16 protein-coding genes are annotated in these 15,769 nt (G+C 64.4%); 9 read left to right on the forward strand and 7 right to left on the reverse strand.

Annotated elements, in window-relative coordinates; genetic code table 11:
• The first annotated feature begins 13 nt into the window (after positions 1-13).
• Positions 14-847 (forward strand): PRC-barrel domain-containing protein, encoded by an 834-nt coding sequence (locus RBJ75_RS01805; RefSeq protein ID WP_317529047.1) that lies wholly within the window; start codon positions 14-16, stop codon positions 845-847.
• Between the two features lie 98 nt (positions 848-945).
• On the opposite strand, the gene RBJ75_RS01810 is transcribed toward RBJ75_RS01805, so the two are convergent.
• Positions 946-2,490 (reverse strand): DUF4403 family protein, encoded by a 1,545-nt coding sequence (locus RBJ75_RS01810; protein ID WP_044415716.1) that lies wholly within the window; start codon positions 2,488-2,490, stop codon positions 946-948.
• A 193-nt stretch (positions 2,491-2,683) separates the two neighbouring features.
• Complete coding sequence (locus RBJ75_RS01815; RefSeq protein WP_044415715.1) at positions 2,684-3,409, reverse strand: L,D-transpeptidase; 726 nt, start codon at positions 3,407-3,409, stop codon at positions 2,684-2,686.
• A gap of 257 nt (positions 3,410-3,666) precedes the next feature.
• Between RBJ75_RS01815 and RBJ75_RS01820 the strand changes: the two genes are divergently transcribed.
• Positions 3,667-5,115: a tryptophanase gene (locus RBJ75_RS01820; protein ID WP_044415713.1), complete on the forward strand. Its 1,449-nt coding sequence runs from the start codon at positions 3,667-3,669 to the stop codon at positions 5,113-5,115.
• Between the two features lie 57 nt (positions 5,116-5,172).
• Here the strand turns inward: RBJ75_RS01820 and RBJ75_RS01825 are convergent, their stop codons facing one another.
• Together RBJ75_RS01825 and RBJ75_RS01830 are read right to left on the reverse strand one after the other, a co-directional pair.
• Entirely contained in the window at positions 5,173-5,979 is an 807-nt protein-coding gene (locus RBJ75_RS01825; protein WP_044415711.1) for an arsenite methyltransferase, read from the reverse strand.
• Between the two features lie 112 nt (positions 5,980-6,091).
• On the reverse strand, positions 6,092-6,409 hold the full coding sequence (locus RBJ75_RS01830) for an ArsR/SmtB family transcription factor (RefSeq protein ID WP_044415709.1): 318 nt from the start codon (positions 6,407-6,409) through the stop codon (positions 6,092-6,094).
• Positions 6,410-6,518: 109 nt separating this feature from the next.
• Here RBJ75_RS01830 and RBJ75_RS01835 point away from each other — a divergent pair, with 109 nt between their 5' ends.
• The 4 genes from RBJ75_RS01835 (at position 6,519) to arsB (ending at position 9,013) form a co-directional block, all read left to right on the forward strand.
• Complete coding sequence (locus tag RBJ75_RS01835) at positions 6,519-6,890, forward strand: ArsR/SmtB family transcription factor (protein WP_044415707.1); 372 nt, start codon at positions 6,519-6,521, stop codon at positions 6,888-6,890.
• Positions 6,871-7,398 (forward strand): arsenate reductase ArsC, encoded by a 528-nt coding sequence (locus tag RBJ75_RS01840; protein ID WP_044415705.1) that lies wholly within the window; start codon positions 6,871-6,873, stop codon positions 7,396-7,398. The genes RBJ75_RS01835 and RBJ75_RS01840 overlap by 20 nt, the downstream gene beginning before the upstream one ends.
• An 8-nt stretch (positions 7,399-7,406) precedes the next feature.
• On the forward strand, positions 7,407-7,835 hold the full coding sequence (gene arsC / locus RBJ75_RS01845; RefSeq protein ID WP_044415703.1) for an arsenate reductase (glutaredoxin): 429 nt from the start codon (positions 7,407-7,409) through the stop codon (positions 7,833-7,835).
• Positions 7,836-7,960: 125 nt separating this feature from the next.
• Positions 7,961-9,013: an ACR3 family arsenite efflux transporter gene (gene arsB, locus RBJ75_RS01850; RefSeq protein ID WP_044415730.1), complete on the forward strand. Its 1,053-nt coding sequence runs from the start codon at positions 7,961-7,963 to the stop codon at positions 9,011-9,013.
• A 230-nt stretch (positions 9,014-9,243) separates the two neighbouring features.
• Here the strand turns inward: arsB and RBJ75_RS01855 are convergent, their stop codons facing one another.
• Complete coding sequence (locus tag RBJ75_RS01855) at positions 9,244-9,882, reverse strand: HAD-IA family hydrolase (protein ID WP_044415701.1); 639 nt, start codon at positions 9,880-9,882, stop codon at positions 9,244-9,246.
• Between the two features lie 57 nt (positions 9,883-9,939).
• Positions 9,940-10,182: a hypothetical protein gene (locus RBJ75_RS01860; RefSeq protein ID WP_044415699.1), complete on the reverse strand. Its 243-nt coding sequence runs from the start codon at positions 10,180-10,182 to the stop codon at positions 9,940-9,942.
• Positions 10,183-10,625: 443 nt separating this feature from the next.
• Between RBJ75_RS01860 and RBJ75_RS01865 the strand changes: the two genes are divergently transcribed.
• On the forward strand, positions 10,626-11,840 hold the full coding sequence (locus RBJ75_RS01865; protein WP_044415695.1) for an extensin family protein: 1,215 nt from the start codon (positions 10,626-10,628) through the stop codon (positions 11,838-11,840).
• On the opposite strand, the gene RBJ75_RS01870 is transcribed toward RBJ75_RS01865, so the two are convergent.
• Positions 11,801-12,484, reverse strand: a complete 684-nt coding sequence (locus tag RBJ75_RS01870) for a TetR/AcrR family transcriptional regulator (protein ID WP_044415693.1) — start codon at positions 12,482-12,484, stop codon at positions 11,801-11,803. The two genes, RBJ75_RS01865 and RBJ75_RS01870, sit on opposite strands and share 40 nt — an antisense overlap.
• Before the next feature lie 181 nt (positions 12,485-12,665).
• Between RBJ75_RS01870 and RBJ75_RS01875 the strand changes: the two genes are divergently transcribed.
• Both RBJ75_RS01875 and RBJ75_RS01880 read left to right on the forward strand, forming a co-directional pair.
• Positions 12,666-13,910: an HlyD family secretion protein gene (locus tag RBJ75_RS01875; RefSeq protein WP_044415691.1), complete on the forward strand. Its 1,245-nt coding sequence runs from the start codon at positions 12,666-12,668 to the stop codon at positions 13,908-13,910.
• Entirely contained in the window at positions 13,910-15,517 is a 1,608-nt protein-coding gene (locus tag RBJ75_RS01880; RefSeq protein WP_080901171.1) for a DHA2 family efflux MFS transporter permease subunit, read from the forward strand. Before RBJ75_RS01875 ends, RBJ75_RS01880 begins: the two co-directional genes overlap by 1 nt.
• The last annotated feature ends 252 nt before the right edge of the window (positions 15,518-15,769 follow it).

The raw sequence follows: 15,769 nt of genomic DNA on the forward strand, positions 1-15,769 counted from the left end.
TCCCCGGTTGACCATGTCTGGCTTAGGTCGGCGGGCGATCCGCCGGAATCAAATTTGCCGCCTTGTCCGACAACATTTTGGCTTTACCAAGAATTATCAGAAACGATCGTCCGCGCGGGAACTTTGCTCCGGCCCATGTTCGCTGTGCGGATCGGGTTCCGTCGATCAGTCGGTTCTGTCGGATGCGGTGGTCCTCGAAGCAATCTCAAGAAAACGACATAGCGGTGGAACGCGTCGCGGTGCAAGCGGTTGGAGAAGCACCATTCACGAACGAGAAGGAATTTCCATGTTCGCAAAAACTTTCACCATTGGCGTTCTTGGTGCCAGCTTGATGGCCACCGCCGCTTTTGCCGAAACCCCCGCCAACAAGATGACCAACACCACCAATGTTGTATCGCCGTCCGCCATGCAGCAGCAGGGCGACTGGCGCGCGTCGAAGCTGATGGGCCTTGATGTCTACAATCAGGCCAATGAGAAGCTCGGCGACATCAACGAATTGCTGATCGACAACAGCGGCAAGATTCAGGGCGTCGTGATCGGCGTCGGCGGATTCCTCGGCGTCGGCGAGCGTGACGTCGCGGTGGCGTTCGACAAGCTGCAGTTTGTCAACCAGCCGGTTTCGTCCAACACGGCGATGAATAAGTCGACCGACAGCAAGATGGCGAACAGCACCACCACGACGACCACGACCACCACTGCGCCGGTTGCCGGCACCACCACCGGTTCCGCGGTGAATACCACCAATGCGAAGTCCGGCGAGCATCGCTGGTATCCGGATCACGCGGTGTATAATGCCACCAAGGACCAGCTGAAGTCGGTTCCCGAGTTCAAATATCAGAACCAGTAAGCGATCAACGCTGATCGACGATAAGTCTGAGACAATCAGATCTGAGACAATCAGAATTGACCGGGTGGCACGCGCCACCCGGTCTTCTTGTCTTGCTGCTATGGTTTCAGCTCAGCCGGCAATTTGGTGATGGTGACCCGGACGATGCCCTCGGCCTGGGTGGTCACCCGGATCTTGTTGGCGTCGAATGCCAGGTCAGCCAGCTTGAGGTTGGAGATCTCCGCGGCGATGCGCAGGCCGTCCTCATTGCGGTTCAAATCGGCGATCATCGTGCCGACGCGGCGCTCGGCATTGATCGCGGCGGGCTTCAGATCGAACACGGCCTTTTCGGCCAGCACTTTTTCCAGATAGGGCACCGCGGCGCGGGCGGCGTTGCCGACCAGGCCGAATGCGGCTTCGGACTCCACCGCCAGTTCGAGATCGGTGAGGCGGAGCTTCTGTTGGGCCTGATCGAGCACCGGTTTTCCCCAGATATGCAGCGTGGCATCGCCGGTAAAACCGAAGAAGCTGCGGCTGTTCTTGGCCTTGACCTTCAGCGAGATCAGCAGCCGATCGCCGCTGGCGGCAACGCTCGCGTCACCGACCGTGACGCTGTCGCTGCCGTCCTCCGGAAAGGTCTTGCCGGCAAACTGGGCTTCCACGATCCGGCCGAGTTCGCTGAACGGAATGTCGACCGGGATCGCAATCTTGACGCCCGCGGCCTCCGGCCCGACGAGGTCGAGCGATGCCGGAAACGGGCATTGCGGCTTGGTCTCTACGTTGGTGATCCGGGTGTCGGCCTCGATGCCGAGCGTCAGCGTCAGCGCTTCGCTGTCGATCCGCGGTTGCGCGGCGATGGCGCGGGTCGGGCGCAATTCGAGCCAGAAGCCCTGCGGCACCGAGGCGCCCTGCAATGGAATCGAGCGGCATAGCTGATCCCATTCGCGGCGGGCATTGCGCTCCAGCGCGGTGTCGTCGCGGAAGCGCTGCTGCAATTTCGCCAGCTGGTCGTTGACCGCCTTGTCGATCGCGGGCTTGACCTGCGCCGGCACGTTGAAGCGGGCCCCCGCGATGGCGACATTGCTGTCGCCGAGCACGACTTGCGCCGACAGATTCGGCTCGACCCGCCAGTTCGGCAGCAGCGTCGGCCGCGCCGTGATCGCGATGCTGCCCTTGATGTCGGCATTGGCGTTGAAGGACTTGATCTTGACGCCGATCTGCTTGGCCAATTTGCCGCCGAGCAATTTGCCGAGCGCATTGTCGACCGCGCCCTGGGTATTGCTGTCGAGCGAGCCCTTGGCGGTGAGCGAGCCATTGATCGGCGCGGCCAGCGCCATTTGCCCTCCGGCGCTGCTGACCTTGATCGGACCGCGGGTCGCGGTCCAGGCGATGTCGGCGTTCTTGATGATCTTGGACAGCGGATTATTGGCCTTGCCGGCGAAGTCGCGTGGCGCGGCGTGTTCGACAACATCGCGGATCGCGGTCAGCGGAATCGACACCGGCACCACGATGGTCGAACTGCGCACCGCGGGCAGCGGTGGCAAGGCGGCCAGGACCGGCGGGTTGACCACGGCGCGCGGCGCCAGCCAGTCCATTACCTTAAGGCTGGCGACAAACGAGACGACGAGAACCGCGCCCCCGAGCAGGATATATCTAAGCCGCATCAATGTTCCGGATGAAATGAGCCGGGACAATACAGAAAGGCCGCGCGCGACGCCAGCGCCTCGGCGCTGGCGGTATCGGCCTCAAATTCGCGGCAATGTCAGTGTTCGGCGACCCAGCGCCGCGTGCAGCGTCAAAAAAGACAATGGCGCAAGTGAGCGCGCCATTGCAACTGGACGATGGTTGGCCGAGCCTTCAGCCGCGCTGACCTTTCGCACTGTCGGCGCGGCGGTTCTGCTGCGGCAGCACGATCACCTTGGCGCCAACATTGACCCGCCGATAGAGGTCGGCGACGTCACTATTGACCAAGCGGATGCAGCCGGACGAGACCCGGGTGCCGATAGTGCCCGGCGCGTTGGTGCCGTGAATGCGGTAGATCGTATTGCCCAGATACATCGCCCGGGCGCCGAGCGGATTGCCGGGGCCGCCGGCCATATGGCGCGGAAGATAGGGCTGGCGCGCGATCATTTCGGCGGGCGGGGTCCAGTCCGGCCACTCGGCTTTCCTGGTGATCGACTGCGTGCCCGACCAGGTGAAGCCGTCGCGGCCGACGCCTATGCCATAGCGCACCGCGCGGCCATGGCCGAGCACATAGTAAAGATAAGTGTTTGGCGTATCGATAATGATCGTGCCGGGGGCTTCGCGGCTGTCATAATTCACCACCTGGCGCCGCAGCCGAGCCGGCAGGTCCGCGCTGGAATCATCGTCGTCGCGTGCGACGGCTTGGCGCTGCGGCATCGGCTGCGCCTCGGGCTGCAATTGCAACGCCGGCTGCATCGCCGTTTGCTGCGGCAGCAGCAGGAACGGCAGGAATGGAAACGGCAGTGGTTGGGCGGCATGGGCCGCGCCGGACAATGCAATGGAGCCGATCATCAGCGCGCCGAAAGCGGCGCCATTTCTGGCGAGCCTGAAATATGACATGGCCTATCCCCTGTTTGAACGCCCTGTTGGAGCGCCGGATTGCCGGCGCCAGCGCCATTCGGCGCGTTGTTGGGACGAGCTTTAACCCGGCAACCGTTTCAGGACATTTGCGTCGGACGGGCAATTTGGTTTCATTCGGGTAGGGAATTGTTTCACCAACCGCCCCGGCCCCGGTTTGATCGGGCGCAATTGAGATTTCCCATCGCATCGATAAGCCATACCACCCGCGGTCGCGCGGGCAGGCGTGGAGAACCGGGATGGCAAGCGTAAAGTTTTACGGCAACGAGGCGGTGCCGCTGGAAATGCACAAGGTGCGGATCGTCCAGAAGCTGAACCTGCCGCCGATCGAACGCCGGCTGGAAAAAATCTCGGCGGCGGGCAACAACACCTTTCTGCTGCAAAACGCCGACGTCTTTCTCGACATGTTGACCGATTCCGGCGTCAATGCCATGAGCGACCAGCAGCAGGCCGCGATGATGGTCGCCGACGATTCCTACGCCGGCAGCGCCACCTATACGAGGCTGGAAGCCAAGCTGCGCGACATCTTCGGGATGCGCTATTTCCTGCCGACCCATCAGGGCCGCGCCTGCGAGCACATCTTGGCCAAGGTGCTGGTGACGCCGGGTTCGGTGGTGCCGATGAATTATCACTTCACCACCACCAAGGCGCATATCACCCTGCAGGGCGGCAGCGTCGAGGAACTGGTGACCGACGCCGGGCTGGAAGTGGTCAGCGCCGAGCCGTTCAAAGGCAATATGGACATCGCCAAATTGCGGGCGCTGATCCGCGCCCGCGGCGCCGACAACATCGCCTTCGTGCGGATGGAATCCGGCACCAATCTGATCGGTGGCCAGCCGATCTCGCTGCAGAACCTCGCCGATGTCAGCGCGGTGTGCCGCGATTCCGGCATCCTGCTGGTGCTCGACGCCAGCCTGCTGGCCGACAATCTGTATTTCAACAAGGTCCGCGAGGACGTCTGCAAGGATCTCAGCATCCGCGAGATCGCCCGCGCCACCGCCGACCTCTGCGACATCGTCTATTTCTCGGCGCGCAAGCTCGGCTGCGCCCGCGGCGGCGGCATCTGCATTCGCGACGAGGCGATCTACCAAAAAATGCGGCCGATGGTGCCGCTCTATGAGGGCTTCCTCACCTATGGGGGGATGTCGGTGCGCGAGATGGAAGCGCTCACGGTCGGCCTCGAAGAGACCATGGACGAGGACATGATCAACCAGGGGCCGCAATTCATCGCCTATATGGTGGATCAGCTGCTGGAGCGCGGCGTGCCGGTGATCACCCCGCCGGGCGGGCTCGGCTGCCACGTCAACGCCAAGGACTTCGTCGACCACATCCCGCAGGACCAGTACCCGGCCGGCGCACTGGCGGCGGCGCTGTACATCGCCAGCGGGATTCGCGGCATGGAGCGCGGCACGCTGTCGGAACAGCGCGAGCCGGATGGGCGCGAAGTGTTCGCCAATATGGAGCTGGTGCGGCTCGCGCTGCCGCGCCGCGTGTTCACGCTGTCGCAGGTCAAATACGCGGTCGACCGCATCGCCTGGCTGTACGACAACCGCGCGCTGATCGGCGGCTTGAAATTCGTCGAGGAGCCCGAGGTGCTGCGCTTCTTCTACGGGCTGCTGACGCCGGTGTCGGACTGGCAGGAGCGGCTGGTGGCGAAATTCCGCGCCGATTTCGGCGACAGCCTGTAACGCCCGTTGAAGGCGGGCGCCGGCACGACCGGCGCCCGACCGAGGCCCGAGCGGCGATCAGCCGGCCGCCGGCTTGGTGCCGCGCACGAAGGCACCCATGAACTTGCCGTCGATCTGCGGGGCGATCGCGTCGACGTCGATGCCCTTGGCGGTGAGGAATTCGCGCGCGTCCTCGACCTGGTAGATCCGGGTCGGCACGATCTCGATGGCGTCGAAGCCGGCCGCGGCGAGCTTGGCGCGATAATCGTCCTCGTCGAGCGCGCCGGCGATGCAGCCGATCCACAACAGCGCGCTGCCGCGGACGTCGGCGGGAATCTCGCCGCGCGTCACCACGTCGGAGACGGCGAAACGGCCGCCGGGCTTCAGCACCCGGAACGCCTCGCGCAGCGTCTTGTCCTTGTCGGCCGACAGGTTGATGACGCAATTCGAGATGATGACGTCGACCGAATTGTCCGGCAGCGGGATCGCCTCGATCTGCCCCTTGAGGAATTCGACATTGTCGGCGCCGGCCTTGCGCTGATTGTCGCGCGCCAGCGCCAGCATCTCGTCGGTCATGTCGAGCCCATAGGCCTTGCCGGTCGGGCCGACCCGGCGCGCCGACAATAGTACATCGATGCCGCCGCCGGAGCCGAGGTCGAGCACGGTCTCGCCGGGCTTCAGTTCAGCCAGCGCGGTCGGGTTGCCGCAGCCCAGCGAGGCCAGCACCGCGGTGTCGGGCAGGGCGTCGGTCTGGACCTGGTCATAAAGGTTCGAGGTGATCGGGCTGACGTTCTCCACGCCGCCGCCGCAACACGAGCCGCCGGCGCGCAGCGCCGCCTCGGCATATTTCTCGCGAACCACTTCGGTCATGTCGGTCTGGGTCATCGGATGCTCCTGTCGGCTGCTTCGTTGGGATGGGTCGAAAACGTCGGCGTGATATTCTGTAAAACCGGAATAATCGAATTAGTGGCCGCGTCTTTGCGCGACTTTGCGGCGGTCATGCCGCGTCGCTGATCTCCTTGTCGTCGGCTTCGTCGGCGCAGCATTCCGCCACCATGAAGTCGACCAGCCCGCGCATCACGTCGTAATTGGCATGGCAATGCAGCGTCGTCGCCGCGCGCTGCTGCCGGATCAACCCGGCCGAAACCAGCGTCTTGAGATGATGCGACAGCGTCGACGGCGCGATCTTCAACTTCTCCTGCAGCCGGCCGACCGGCGTGCCAGCCTCGCCGGCGCGCACCAGCACCCGGTAGATCTTCAGCCTTGTCGGGTTGCCCAGCGCTTCGAGCTTTCTGGCGGCGTCGTCGATTTTCATGATGCCAGCGTGCCACGCGAAGCGTCGGCCGTCAAACCATATTTCGAGTAATACCGAAATAGCGTGATGTCGGCTTGACGGCTGTGGAAATATCTGTAAATCTCGATATATGGAATCAGAGCAGGCCATATTGGCATTAGCGGCGCTAGCGCAATCAACCCGGCTCGAGGTGTTTCGGCTGCTGGCGAAGCACGAGCCGGACGGGCTCGCCGCCGGCGAGATCGCCCGCGTTCTGGCGGTGCCGCAGAACACCATGTCGTCGCATCTGTCGATCCTGACCCGCGCCGGGCTGGTGTCGTCGCGGCGCGCCAGCCGCTCGATCGTCTACCGCGCCGATCTGGCGCGATTTCAGGAGGTGGCGCTGTTCCTGATCAAGGATTGCTGCGGCGGCCGGCCGGAGGTCTGCGCGCCGCTGATCGCCGATTTGACGCCATGTTGTCCGCCGCAGAAAGGAAAATCCAATGCCCACACCCGTGTATAACGTATTATTCCTGTGCACCGGCAATTCGGCGCGCTCGATCATCGCCGAGTCGATCCTGCGCAAGGAAGGCCGCGGCCGGTTCGAAGCGTTCTCGGCCGGAAGCCAGCCCAAGGGGCAGGTCAATCCGATCGCGCTGAAGGTGCTGCGGAGCTTCGACTATCCGACCGAGGGGTTGCGCTCGAAGAGCTGGCAGGAATTCGCGGCGGCCGACGCGCCGGTGATGGATTTCGTGTTCACGGTGTGTGACAGCGCCGCCGGAGAGGCTTGCCCGGTGTGGCCGGGGCAGCCGATGACCGCGCATTGGGGCATCGAGGATCCCGCCGAGGTGACGGGCACGGACTTCGACAAGGAAGCCGCCTTCGTCACCGCGCTGCGCTACCTGAAGAACCGGATTTCGATTTTCACCGCCTTGCCGTTGCGGCAGCTCGACCCGCTGACGCTGGGCACCAAATTGCGCGATATCGGCCGCGGCGAGGGCGCCTCGATGCCACGCCCCAACGTGGCATGAGGCCGGTCATGGACGTCGTCATCTACCACAACCCGCAATGCGGCACCTCGCGCAATACGCTGGCGTTGATCCGCCATGCCGGGATCGAGCCGCATGTGATCGAATATCTCAAGACGCCGCCGTCGCGCGACATGCTGCAGCAACTGGTGGCGCGGATGGGCATTCCGGTGCGTGCGCTGCTGCGCGAGAAGGGCACGCCCTATGCGGAGCTCGGCCTCGGCGCGCCCGGTCTTTCCGACACGCAGCTGCTCGACGCCATGATGGCGCATCCGATCCTGATCAATCGCCCGATCGTGGTCAGCCCGCTAGGCGTGCGGCTGTGCCGGCCGTCCGAGGCGGTGCTGGAGATTCTGCCCGCGGTACCGCTCGGCGAATTCCGCAAGGAAGACGGCGAGCTGGTGCTCGACGCCGACGGCCGCCGCGCCGCGACGGCGTGACGATTGCCCCCACTGTCATTGCGAGGAGCGCAGCGACGAAGCAATCCAGAGCTCAGCATCCAGCCCTCCTGGATTGCTTCGCTGCGCTCGCAATGACGTAATTGGTGTGGTCCTGGGAGGATATGATGTCGACCTTCGAACGCTATCTGACGCTGTGGGTGGGGCTGTGCATCGTCGCCGGGATCGCGCTCGGCCATCTGATGCCCGGGGTGTTTCAGGCGATCGGCGCCGCCGAGATCGCCCGGGTCAACCTGCCGGTGGCGGCGCTGATCTGGCTGATGATCGTGCCGATGCTGATCAAGATCGATTTCGCAGCACTCGGCCGCGTCAAGGAACATTGGCGCGGCATCGGCGTCACGCTGTTCATCAACTGGGCGGTGAAGCCGTTCTCGATGGCAGCGCTGGCCTGGCTGTTCATCGGCTATGTGTTCCGGCCTTATCTGCCCGCGGCGCAGGTCGACAGCTACATCGCCGGGCTGATCATCCTGGCGGCGGCGCCCTGCACCGCGATGGTGTTCGTGTGGTCGAATCTGACCAAGGGCGAGCCGCATTTCACTTTGAGCCAGGTCGCGCTCAACGACGCCATCATGGTGTTCGCCTTTGCGCCGATCGTCGGCCTGCTGCTCGGCCTGTCGTCGATCATCGTGCCGTGGGATACGCTGGTGCTGTCGGTGGCGCTCTATATCGTGGTGCCGGTGATCGTCGCCCAGCTGCTGCGGCGCTGGTTGCTGGCGAGCGGCGGCGAGACGGCGCTGGCGCGTTTGCTCGGCCGGTTGCAGCCATTGTCGCTGCTGGCGCTGCTGGCGACCCTGGTCCTGCTGTTCGGCTTCCAGGGCGAGCAGATCCTGAGCCAGCCTTTGATCATCGCGCTGCTGGCAGTGCCGATCCTGATCCAGGTCTATTTCAACGCCGGCCTTGCCTATCTGCTGAACCGGCTGTTCGGCGAGCAGCATTGCGTCGCCGGCCCGTCGGCGCTGATCGGCGCCTCGAATTTCTTCGAGCTCGCGGTGGCGGCGGCGATCAGCCTGTTCGGCTTCCAGTCCGGCGCGGCACTCGCCACCGTCGTCGGCGTGCTGATCGAGGTGCCGGTGATGCTGACCGTGGTGTGGATCGTCAACCGCTCCAAGGGCTGGTACGAGCGCGACGCGAAAGGGCCGGTCGTCGAACAGGTGCGCTGACGCGGCGCGAATGGCGATTCGGCCTGCGCGTGCGGGAGCTGTCATTCCGGGGCGCACGCAGCGTCAGCTGCGCGCGAACCCGGAATCTCGCTGAGCGCTCTGCGGTGCCGCGAGATTCCGGGTTCGCTCGGCCCATAGCACGTCGAAGACGTGCGTAACGCACTGACGGGCCTCGCGCCCCGGAATGACTCCCAGCACCAAGAGGCGAGATATTTTGCCTGATAGCTGCGCTAGGCCTTGCGCAGGGTCAGTCCCGTCGCGGCTTCGAGTTCGGCGAGCGCCTGCTCGGCGCTCAGTACCTTGATCGTGGTCATGCCCATATCGCGGGCCGGCTTCAAATTGACGCCGAGATCGTCGAGATAGACGCAGTTTTTGGGATCGACGCCCAGCGCTTCGACCATCATCCGGTAGATCTGCGGGTCGGGCTTGCGCAAGCCGATCTTGGCCGACTCGATGACGTGGTCGAACAGCGCCATCACCTCGGCGATGTAGAGCGAACGGCCGGCGGCGCTGCCGATCGCGTTGGCGGGCAGGTTGTTGGTGATGCAGCCGGTCTTGCAGTTGGATTTGACGATCCGCAGCGCCTCGACCATCTCCGGGCGCAATTCGCCCGACAACAGCGGCAACACGTCGCGGCCGCGGACTTCGGCGCCGAGCGCCAGCGATTCGGCGGCGAACAGCTGGTCGAAAGTGTCGAGATCGACCTCGGCGCGCTCGAACCTCGCCCAGGCATTCTCGAAATGGTTCGCCGCATTGGTGCGGCGGATGATGTCGGCGGGCAGGCCGCGTGCGGTCTCGTAGCGGCTAAAAGCCTCGAAGGGCGAAGTCGTCAACACGCCGCCGAAATCCCAGATCACTGCCTCAAGCATGGTTTACCGCCCTGTCATTGTTGTTGCCGGGACGGCTAGCACGGCGATGGGGCGGGCTCAATGCCGGGTTTTGCTGCTGCGCAGGAACGGCCGCCGCGCCGATTCATGTTTCTCGTAGAGTTCGAGCCAGCGGCGGTCCTCGGGACGGCACCATTCGTCGGGAGAGATCTGCGGCAACAGCCCGGTCTTGCCGATCTCATCCTCCAGCCGGAAGAACTCCGCGGTCTCTTCCGCGGACAAGCCGATCAGGACCCGGTTTCCGAGCGGGTCGAGTGCGTAGTTGTCGTCATCATTGATCATGACAGCAGTTGACCGGCTCCAATCGCGGCGTCAACGCCGAGGTGTAGTTAACCTCTGCCCTCAAGCTTACTCTTCGAGGCTTTTTGCGTCATCGGCCTATCGAACTGGTATTACTACGAGGTGATCGGTCGGTCGTGCCGCGCGACCGTCGGCGATCCTGATCGACGGTAATATTGTCCGGCGAGGTCTTGCGATCGTTGCGGCGCGACGGTGCGCGGCGAGCCGCCGACGCCGATGGCGATCCAAAAGCGCGCTTGCAGCAGCCGCGAGCGCGGGCGGTCCTCGATCCGTTTGCTGGATGCGCGCAGCCGCGTCGCCGGTTGACGCGCCGCGTACCGGAAGCGGTGCACACCGTCTGGAGAGCCAGTGGGGTGAGCATGGTTAAGGGAAGATGAATCGCTTCGATTCAATAGTCCTTAATCAACTTGGCGGATTGTGCGCGGATGACGCGTGGAGTTCGTTTGTATCTTGTCGGCTCCCTGGTCCTCGTATCGTTAGCGGGTTGTGGTCGCGGTATGTTTCAAACCGCCGAGCGCGAACCGTGGCGGGCAGAGGCAGAGGTCGCATGTCTGAAATCCGGCGCGGTCAAGGAGACTGCCGAGCTGGTTCGGATCGATCCGATTTCGGGTCCCGGCGTCTGCGGCGCCGAGTTTCCGCTCAAGGTCGCGGCGCTCGGCGAGAGCAATGCCAGTTACGGCTTTGCCGATGAATTGCGGCCGCCGGCCGCGATCGGTCGCAACCAGCCGCGTTGGCCCGGCGCGCAGCCGCCGCTGGCGCGGCCGGTGTCATCCTATCCCCAGACCCAGTACCCTGAGCCTGTCGCCGGCGCCGGCTCTGGTCCGGTGTCGCTGAATGCGCCGGGCGTCGTCGACAATCGCGAAGAGATCGCCTTGCCGGCAGAGGGCCCGGGATCGCTGCCGCGCTCACCTTATGAGTCGGCTTCGCCCTATCCGGCGGACCGCAATGATCAGCCGGCGCGGCAGGCGAGCCCGATGCAATACCCGATGCCGAATGACGGGCGTGCCATGGCCGATCCGGTGCCGCGATTGGGCCCCGCGCAGGGCAATGTCACCAGCGCGGTCGGGCCGGTGGCGCTCAAGCCGGTGGCGACGCTGGCCTGTCCGATCGTCTCGGCGCTGGATCGCTGGCTGGCCGAGGGCGTGCAGCCGGCGGCGATGCGCTGGTTCGGTGTGCGCGTGGTCGAGATCAAGCAGATTTCGGCCTATTCGTGTCGCGGCATGAACGGCAATTCGCGCGCGCATATTTCCGAACACGCCTTCGGCAACGCGCTCGATGTCGCCGGCTTCACGCTGGCCGATGGCCGGCACATCAGCGTCAAGAAAGGCTGGAAGGGGCTGCCGGAAGAGCAGGGCTTCCTGCGCGATGTCCAGGGAACGGCGTGCCAAGTGTTCAACACCGTGCTGGCGCCGGGCTCGAATGTCTATCACTACGATCACATTCACGTCGACCTGATGCGCCGCAAGCGTCGCCGGGTGATCTGCCAGCCGGCGGCGGTCTCCGGCGAGGAGGTCGCGGCGCGAGCCCAGCACAATAATCCCTATGCGGGTGGGTTTTCCGGCGTCACCGGGGCGCTTGGCGCGCGAAAAGCGTTGTCGTATCAAGCGGTCCCGGGCGAGGACGGTTCCGACGACGAATAGGCCGGCTTGCCCGACGCCCGATAGGTCGCCATGAACATCCGCGTGGCGCTGTCGACGACCTCGGCGATGCGGTCGGGGGAGGGGACGTCCGCCACCTGAAATATGTAGGGCAGAAACAGCGTGGCCTGGCATAATTTGGTAAATTGCGACGCGGCGAGGTAGCAATTGTCGATGGCGAGCGTGCCGGCCTGCACTTGCTGCTCGAGATAGCGCGTGAATCGGCCGAGCGAATTGGCGATCACCCGTTCGTAATAGCGCTGGCCAACCTCTGGCATCCGCTCGGCGATTGCCATCACCGTGCGGATCGCCGATGCGTGACGAGGGTCGCACAACAGCTTGGTATAGGCGGCGCCAAACACCTTGAGCGAGGTCTCGACGTCTCGGTCAGGCGGGAAGTCGAAGGTCAGCATGCCTTGCTCGGCGCTCTCCTGCTCGATGATCTCGCAGAACAGCGAATTCTTGTCCGTGAAATAGACGTACAGCGTGCCCTTCGACACGCCGGCCGCACGGGCGATCTCGCCCATGCTGGCGCCGTCGAAGCCGAGATCCATGAACACCGCGCGGGCGCCGCGCAGAATCTGACGGCGCTTGGCGTTGTCGTCGTCGTGATCGGGCAAAGCCGTCGTGGGCGAAATCGAAACCATCGGTTCAGCCTGTCCTCAATAAAGACTCGCGTGAATACGCCCCGAAAGGGGCGGTTCGGTATGATCGTCGCAGGACAGAACTATCTTGACCGAACCGTTCGGTCAATGGTACTTATAGGCCTTGGGGGCGGTCGCATGCGTAGGGCGGCGATGGCTTGCCATGGATCAATCAGGAGGCCCTATGGCCGGACGCGATCAAACCGCCCGCATCCGTCGTCCCGAGCCGGATGTGGACGGGAACGTGGTGGCCGAGGCCGATTCCCTGGCGCATGCCGAATTGCTGCGTGAGCAGCCGCACGACGAACCTGCCGCGCCGCGCGGGCCGGTTGCTCCGGCCGCCGAGCCGGCCGCGCCTGCGGCAGATGAGATTACGGCGCCGACCGCGGCCGCGCCAAAATCCGGCAGGCGCAAATGGATCCTGATCGGGCTCGGCATCGTGGCCGCGCTCGCGGTCGTCGCCTACGGCGTCGACTACATGCTGGTCGGCCGTTTCCTGATCGGCACCGATGACGCCTATGTCCGCGCCAACAACACCACGCTCGGCGCAAGGGTGTCCGGCCATATCGAGGCGATCGGCGTCGGCGACAATGTCGAGGTCCATGCCGGAGACGTCGTGTTCCGGATCGACGATGGCGATTACCGCATTGCGGTCAATTCCGCCCGCGCCAGGATCGCCACCCAGCAGGCGACGATCGAGCGGATCGGTCGCCAGGTCACTGCGCAGCAAAGCGCGGTGGAGCAGGCCAAGGCGCAACTGACCTCGGCCGATGCCGCGGCCAAACGCGCCGGGCTCGATTTCGATCGTCAGCAATCGCTGAGCACCAAGGGCTTCGCCTCGCGCGCCACCTTCGAATTGTCGCAGGCGACCCGGGATCAGAGCGCCGCTGCCGTGGTGGCAGCGCAGGCGGCGTTCGCCGCGGCGCGCGACAATGTCGAGGTCACCAAGGCGCAGCAGGGCGAAGCCCGCGCGCAATTGCTCGAGCTGCAAAGCGCGCTGGCCAAGGCCGAGCGCGACCTGGATTTCACCACTGTCCGCGCGCCGGTCGACGGCGTGTTCTCCAATCGGCTGGTCAATATCGGCGACTTTATCCAGGCCGGCCAAAGGCTCGGCAATGTGGTACCGCTCGATGACGTCTATATCGACGCCAATTTCAAGGAGACCCAGCTGCGCCGCCTGAAGCCCGGCCAGAAAGTTGACATCTCGGTCGACGCCTTCTCCAGCCGCGCCATCGAGGGCACCGTGGAAAGCCTGTCGCCGGCATCCGGCTCGGTGTTCACGCTGCTGCCGCCCGACAACGCCACCGGCAATTTCACCAAGATCGTGCAGCGGGTGCCGGTTCGGATCAGCGTCCCGGCCGCGGTCGCCCGGGAAAACATGCTGCGGGCGGGCATGTCGGTCTACGTCCGCGTCCACACCAAGCCCTGATGGCGACCGCGACCCCCACGACGCCAGGGCGGCACGCGCCGATTCCCGGTGCGCCGGTGATGGCGGTGCCGTCCGAGCACGTCGCGCCGCGGCGGCTGGTCGCGTTCCTGATCATGGTGTTCGGGATGTTCATGTCGATCCTGGACATCCAGATCGTCTCGGCATCGCTGGCGGAAATCCAGGCCGGGCTGTCGGCCAGCGCCAGCGAAGTGTCCTGGGTGCAGACCGCCTATCTGATCGCCGAAGTGATCGCGATCCCGCTGTCCGGATTCCTGTCGCGCGCGCTCGGCACCAGGATGCTGTTCGCGATCTCGGCCTCGGGCTTCACCTTCGCCAGCCTGATGTGCGGCTTCACCTCGTCGATCGAGCAGATGATCCTGTGGCGGGCGATCCAGGGATTTTTGGGCGCCGGCATGATCCCGACGGTGTTCGCCTCGGCCTATACGGTGTTTCCGCGCAGCAAATTCCACATCGTCGGCCCGATCATCGGCCTCGTCGCCACGCTGGCGCCGACCGTCGGCCCCACCGTCGGCGGCTACATCACCGATTTGATGTCGTGGCACTGGCTGTTCTTCATCAATGTGATCCCCGGCATCGCCATCACCGTCGGCGTGCTGGCGCTGGTCGATTTCGACGAACCGCATCTCGAACTGCTGAATCATTTCGATTGGTGGGGGCTGGGCTTCATGGGCGGCTTCCTCGGCTCGCTGGAATATGTGCTCGAGGAAGGCCCGCGTAACGACTGGTTCCACGACGAATATATCGCCGTGTTCGCTGTGGTCTGCGTGGTCTCGGCGGTGCTGTTCTTCTGGCGGGTGCTGACCGCGCGCGAGCCGATCGTCGATATCCGCGCCTTCACCAACCGCAATTTCGCGCTCGGCTGCATGTTTTCATTCTGCGTCGGCATCGGCCTGTACGGCCTGACCTATCTGTATCCGCGCTACCTCGCCGAAGTGCGCGGCTATAGCGCGTTGATGATCGGCGAGACCATGTTCATCTCCGGCATCGCGATGTTCTGCTCGGCGCCGGTCGTCGGCAGGCTGATGGCGAAGTTCGACATGCGCATCTTGATCGCCGTCGGCCTGGTGCTGTTCGCGATCGGCACCTGGCAGATGACCTGGATGACCAAGGACTACGACTTCTACGAATTGCTGTGGCCGCAGATCTTCCGCGGCGTCGGCATGATGATGGCGATGGTCCCGGTCAACAACATCGCGCTCGGCACGCTGCCGCCGCAGCGGGTCAAGAACGCCTCCGGCCTGTTCAATCTGACCCGCAATCTGGGTGGCGCGGTCGGCCTCGCCCTGATCAACACCGCGCTCGACGACCGCACCGATTTTCACATCTCGCGGCTGCACGACAAGGTGACCTGGGGCAACGCCAAGGCGGTGGAGCTGCTGAACCTGTTCACCCAGAAATTCCAGGGCATGGGCGATGCCTCGCGAATGGCGATGAAGCAGCTCAACCAGATCGTGCACCGCCAGGCGGTGGTGATGAGCTTCGCCGATTCATTCTTCCTGCTGACCTTCTTCTATCTCGGCCTCGCCACCCTGGTGCTGCTGCTGGCCAAGCCGGCCAACCCGATGGCGGCGGCCGAGGGGCATTGACGCGCGCGCGATCTTGCTAACGCGCCGCAAGCCGGATAAGATGGCGTCTTGTCACTCGAACCGGGGGAGATTTGCATGATCAAAATGCGTTCGCAGATCGCGCCTCCGCGTCCGATGTCGCGCCCGGATGCCCGCGCCGCCTGCTGAGGGCGATGTCCGCCAGCATTGATCGGGCTTAGGTCCCGGTCGCTCCGACCACAAAAGCCGTTTTCGTGTTTTCAAAGACGTTTGCGTGCGCCCTGACGCCGCTCG

Origin of the sequence: Rhodopseudomonas sp. BAL398, from assembly GCF_033001325.1 — a bacterium.
Classification (GTDB): Bacteria; Pseudomonadota; Alphaproteobacteria; order Rhizobiales; family Xanthobacteraceae; genus JARJEH01.

Coding starts and splice junctions, on each gene's coding strand:
- RBJ75_RS01830 (WP_044415709.1), bottom strand. CDS start 6,409: ATGAAAATCGACGACGCCGCCAGAAAGCTCGAAGCGCTGGGCAACCCG.
- RBJ75_RS01865 (WP_044415695.1), top strand. CDS start 10,626: ATGACGCGTGGAGTTCGTTTGTATCTTGTCGGCTCCCTGGTCCTCGTA.
- RBJ75_RS01870 (WP_044415693.1), bottom strand. CDS start 12,484: ATGGTTTCGATTTCGCCCACGACGGCTTTGCCCGATCACGACGACGAC.
- RBJ75_RS01810 (WP_044415716.1), bottom strand. CDS start 2,490: ATGCGGCTTAGATATATCCTGCTCGGGGGCGCGGTTCTCGTCGTCTCG.
- RBJ75_RS01855 (WP_044415701.1), bottom strand. CDS start 9,882: ATGCTTGAGGCAGTGATCTGGGATTTCGGCGGCGTGTTGACGACTTCG.
- RBJ75_RS01860 (WP_044415699.1), bottom strand. CDS start 10,182: ATGATCAATGATGACGACAACTACGCACTCGACCCGCTCGGAAACCGG.
- arsC (WP_044415703.1), top strand. CDS start 7,407: ATGGACGTCGTCATCTACCACAACCCGCAATGCGGCACCTCGCGCAAT.
- RBJ75_RS01840 (WP_044415705.1), top strand. CDS start 6,871: ATGCCCACACCCGTGTATAACGTATTATTCCTGTGCACCGGCAATTCG.
- RBJ75_RS01835 (WP_044415707.1), top strand. CDS start 6,519: ATGGAATCAGAGCAGGCCATATTGGCATTAGCGGCGCTAGCGCAATCA.
- RBJ75_RS01825 (WP_044415711.1), bottom strand. CDS start 5,979: ATGACCCAGACCGACATGACCGAAGTGGTTCGCGAGAAATATGCCGAG.
- RBJ75_RS01820 (WP_044415713.1), top strand. CDS start 3,667: ATGGCAAGCGTAAAGTTTTACGGCAACGAGGCGGTGCCGCTGGAAATG.
- RBJ75_RS01815 (WP_044415715.1), bottom strand. CDS start 3,409: ATGTCATATTTCAGGCTCGCCAGAAATGGCGCCGCTTTCGGCGCGCTG.
- arsB (WP_044415730.1), top strand. CDS start 7,961: ATGTCGACCTTCGAACGCTATCTGACGCTGTGGGTGGGGCTGTGCATC.
- RBJ75_RS01805 (WP_317529047.1), top strand. CDS start 14: ATGTCTGGCTTAGGTCGGCGGGCGATCCGCCGGAATCAAATTTGCCGC.
- RBJ75_RS01875 (WP_044415691.1), top strand. CDS start 12,666: ATGGCCGGACGCGATCAAACCGCCCGCATCCGTCGTCCCGAGCCGGAT.
- RBJ75_RS01880 (WP_080901171.1), top strand. CDS start 13,910: ATGGCGACCGCGACCCCCACGACGCCAGGGCGGCACGCGCCGATTCCC.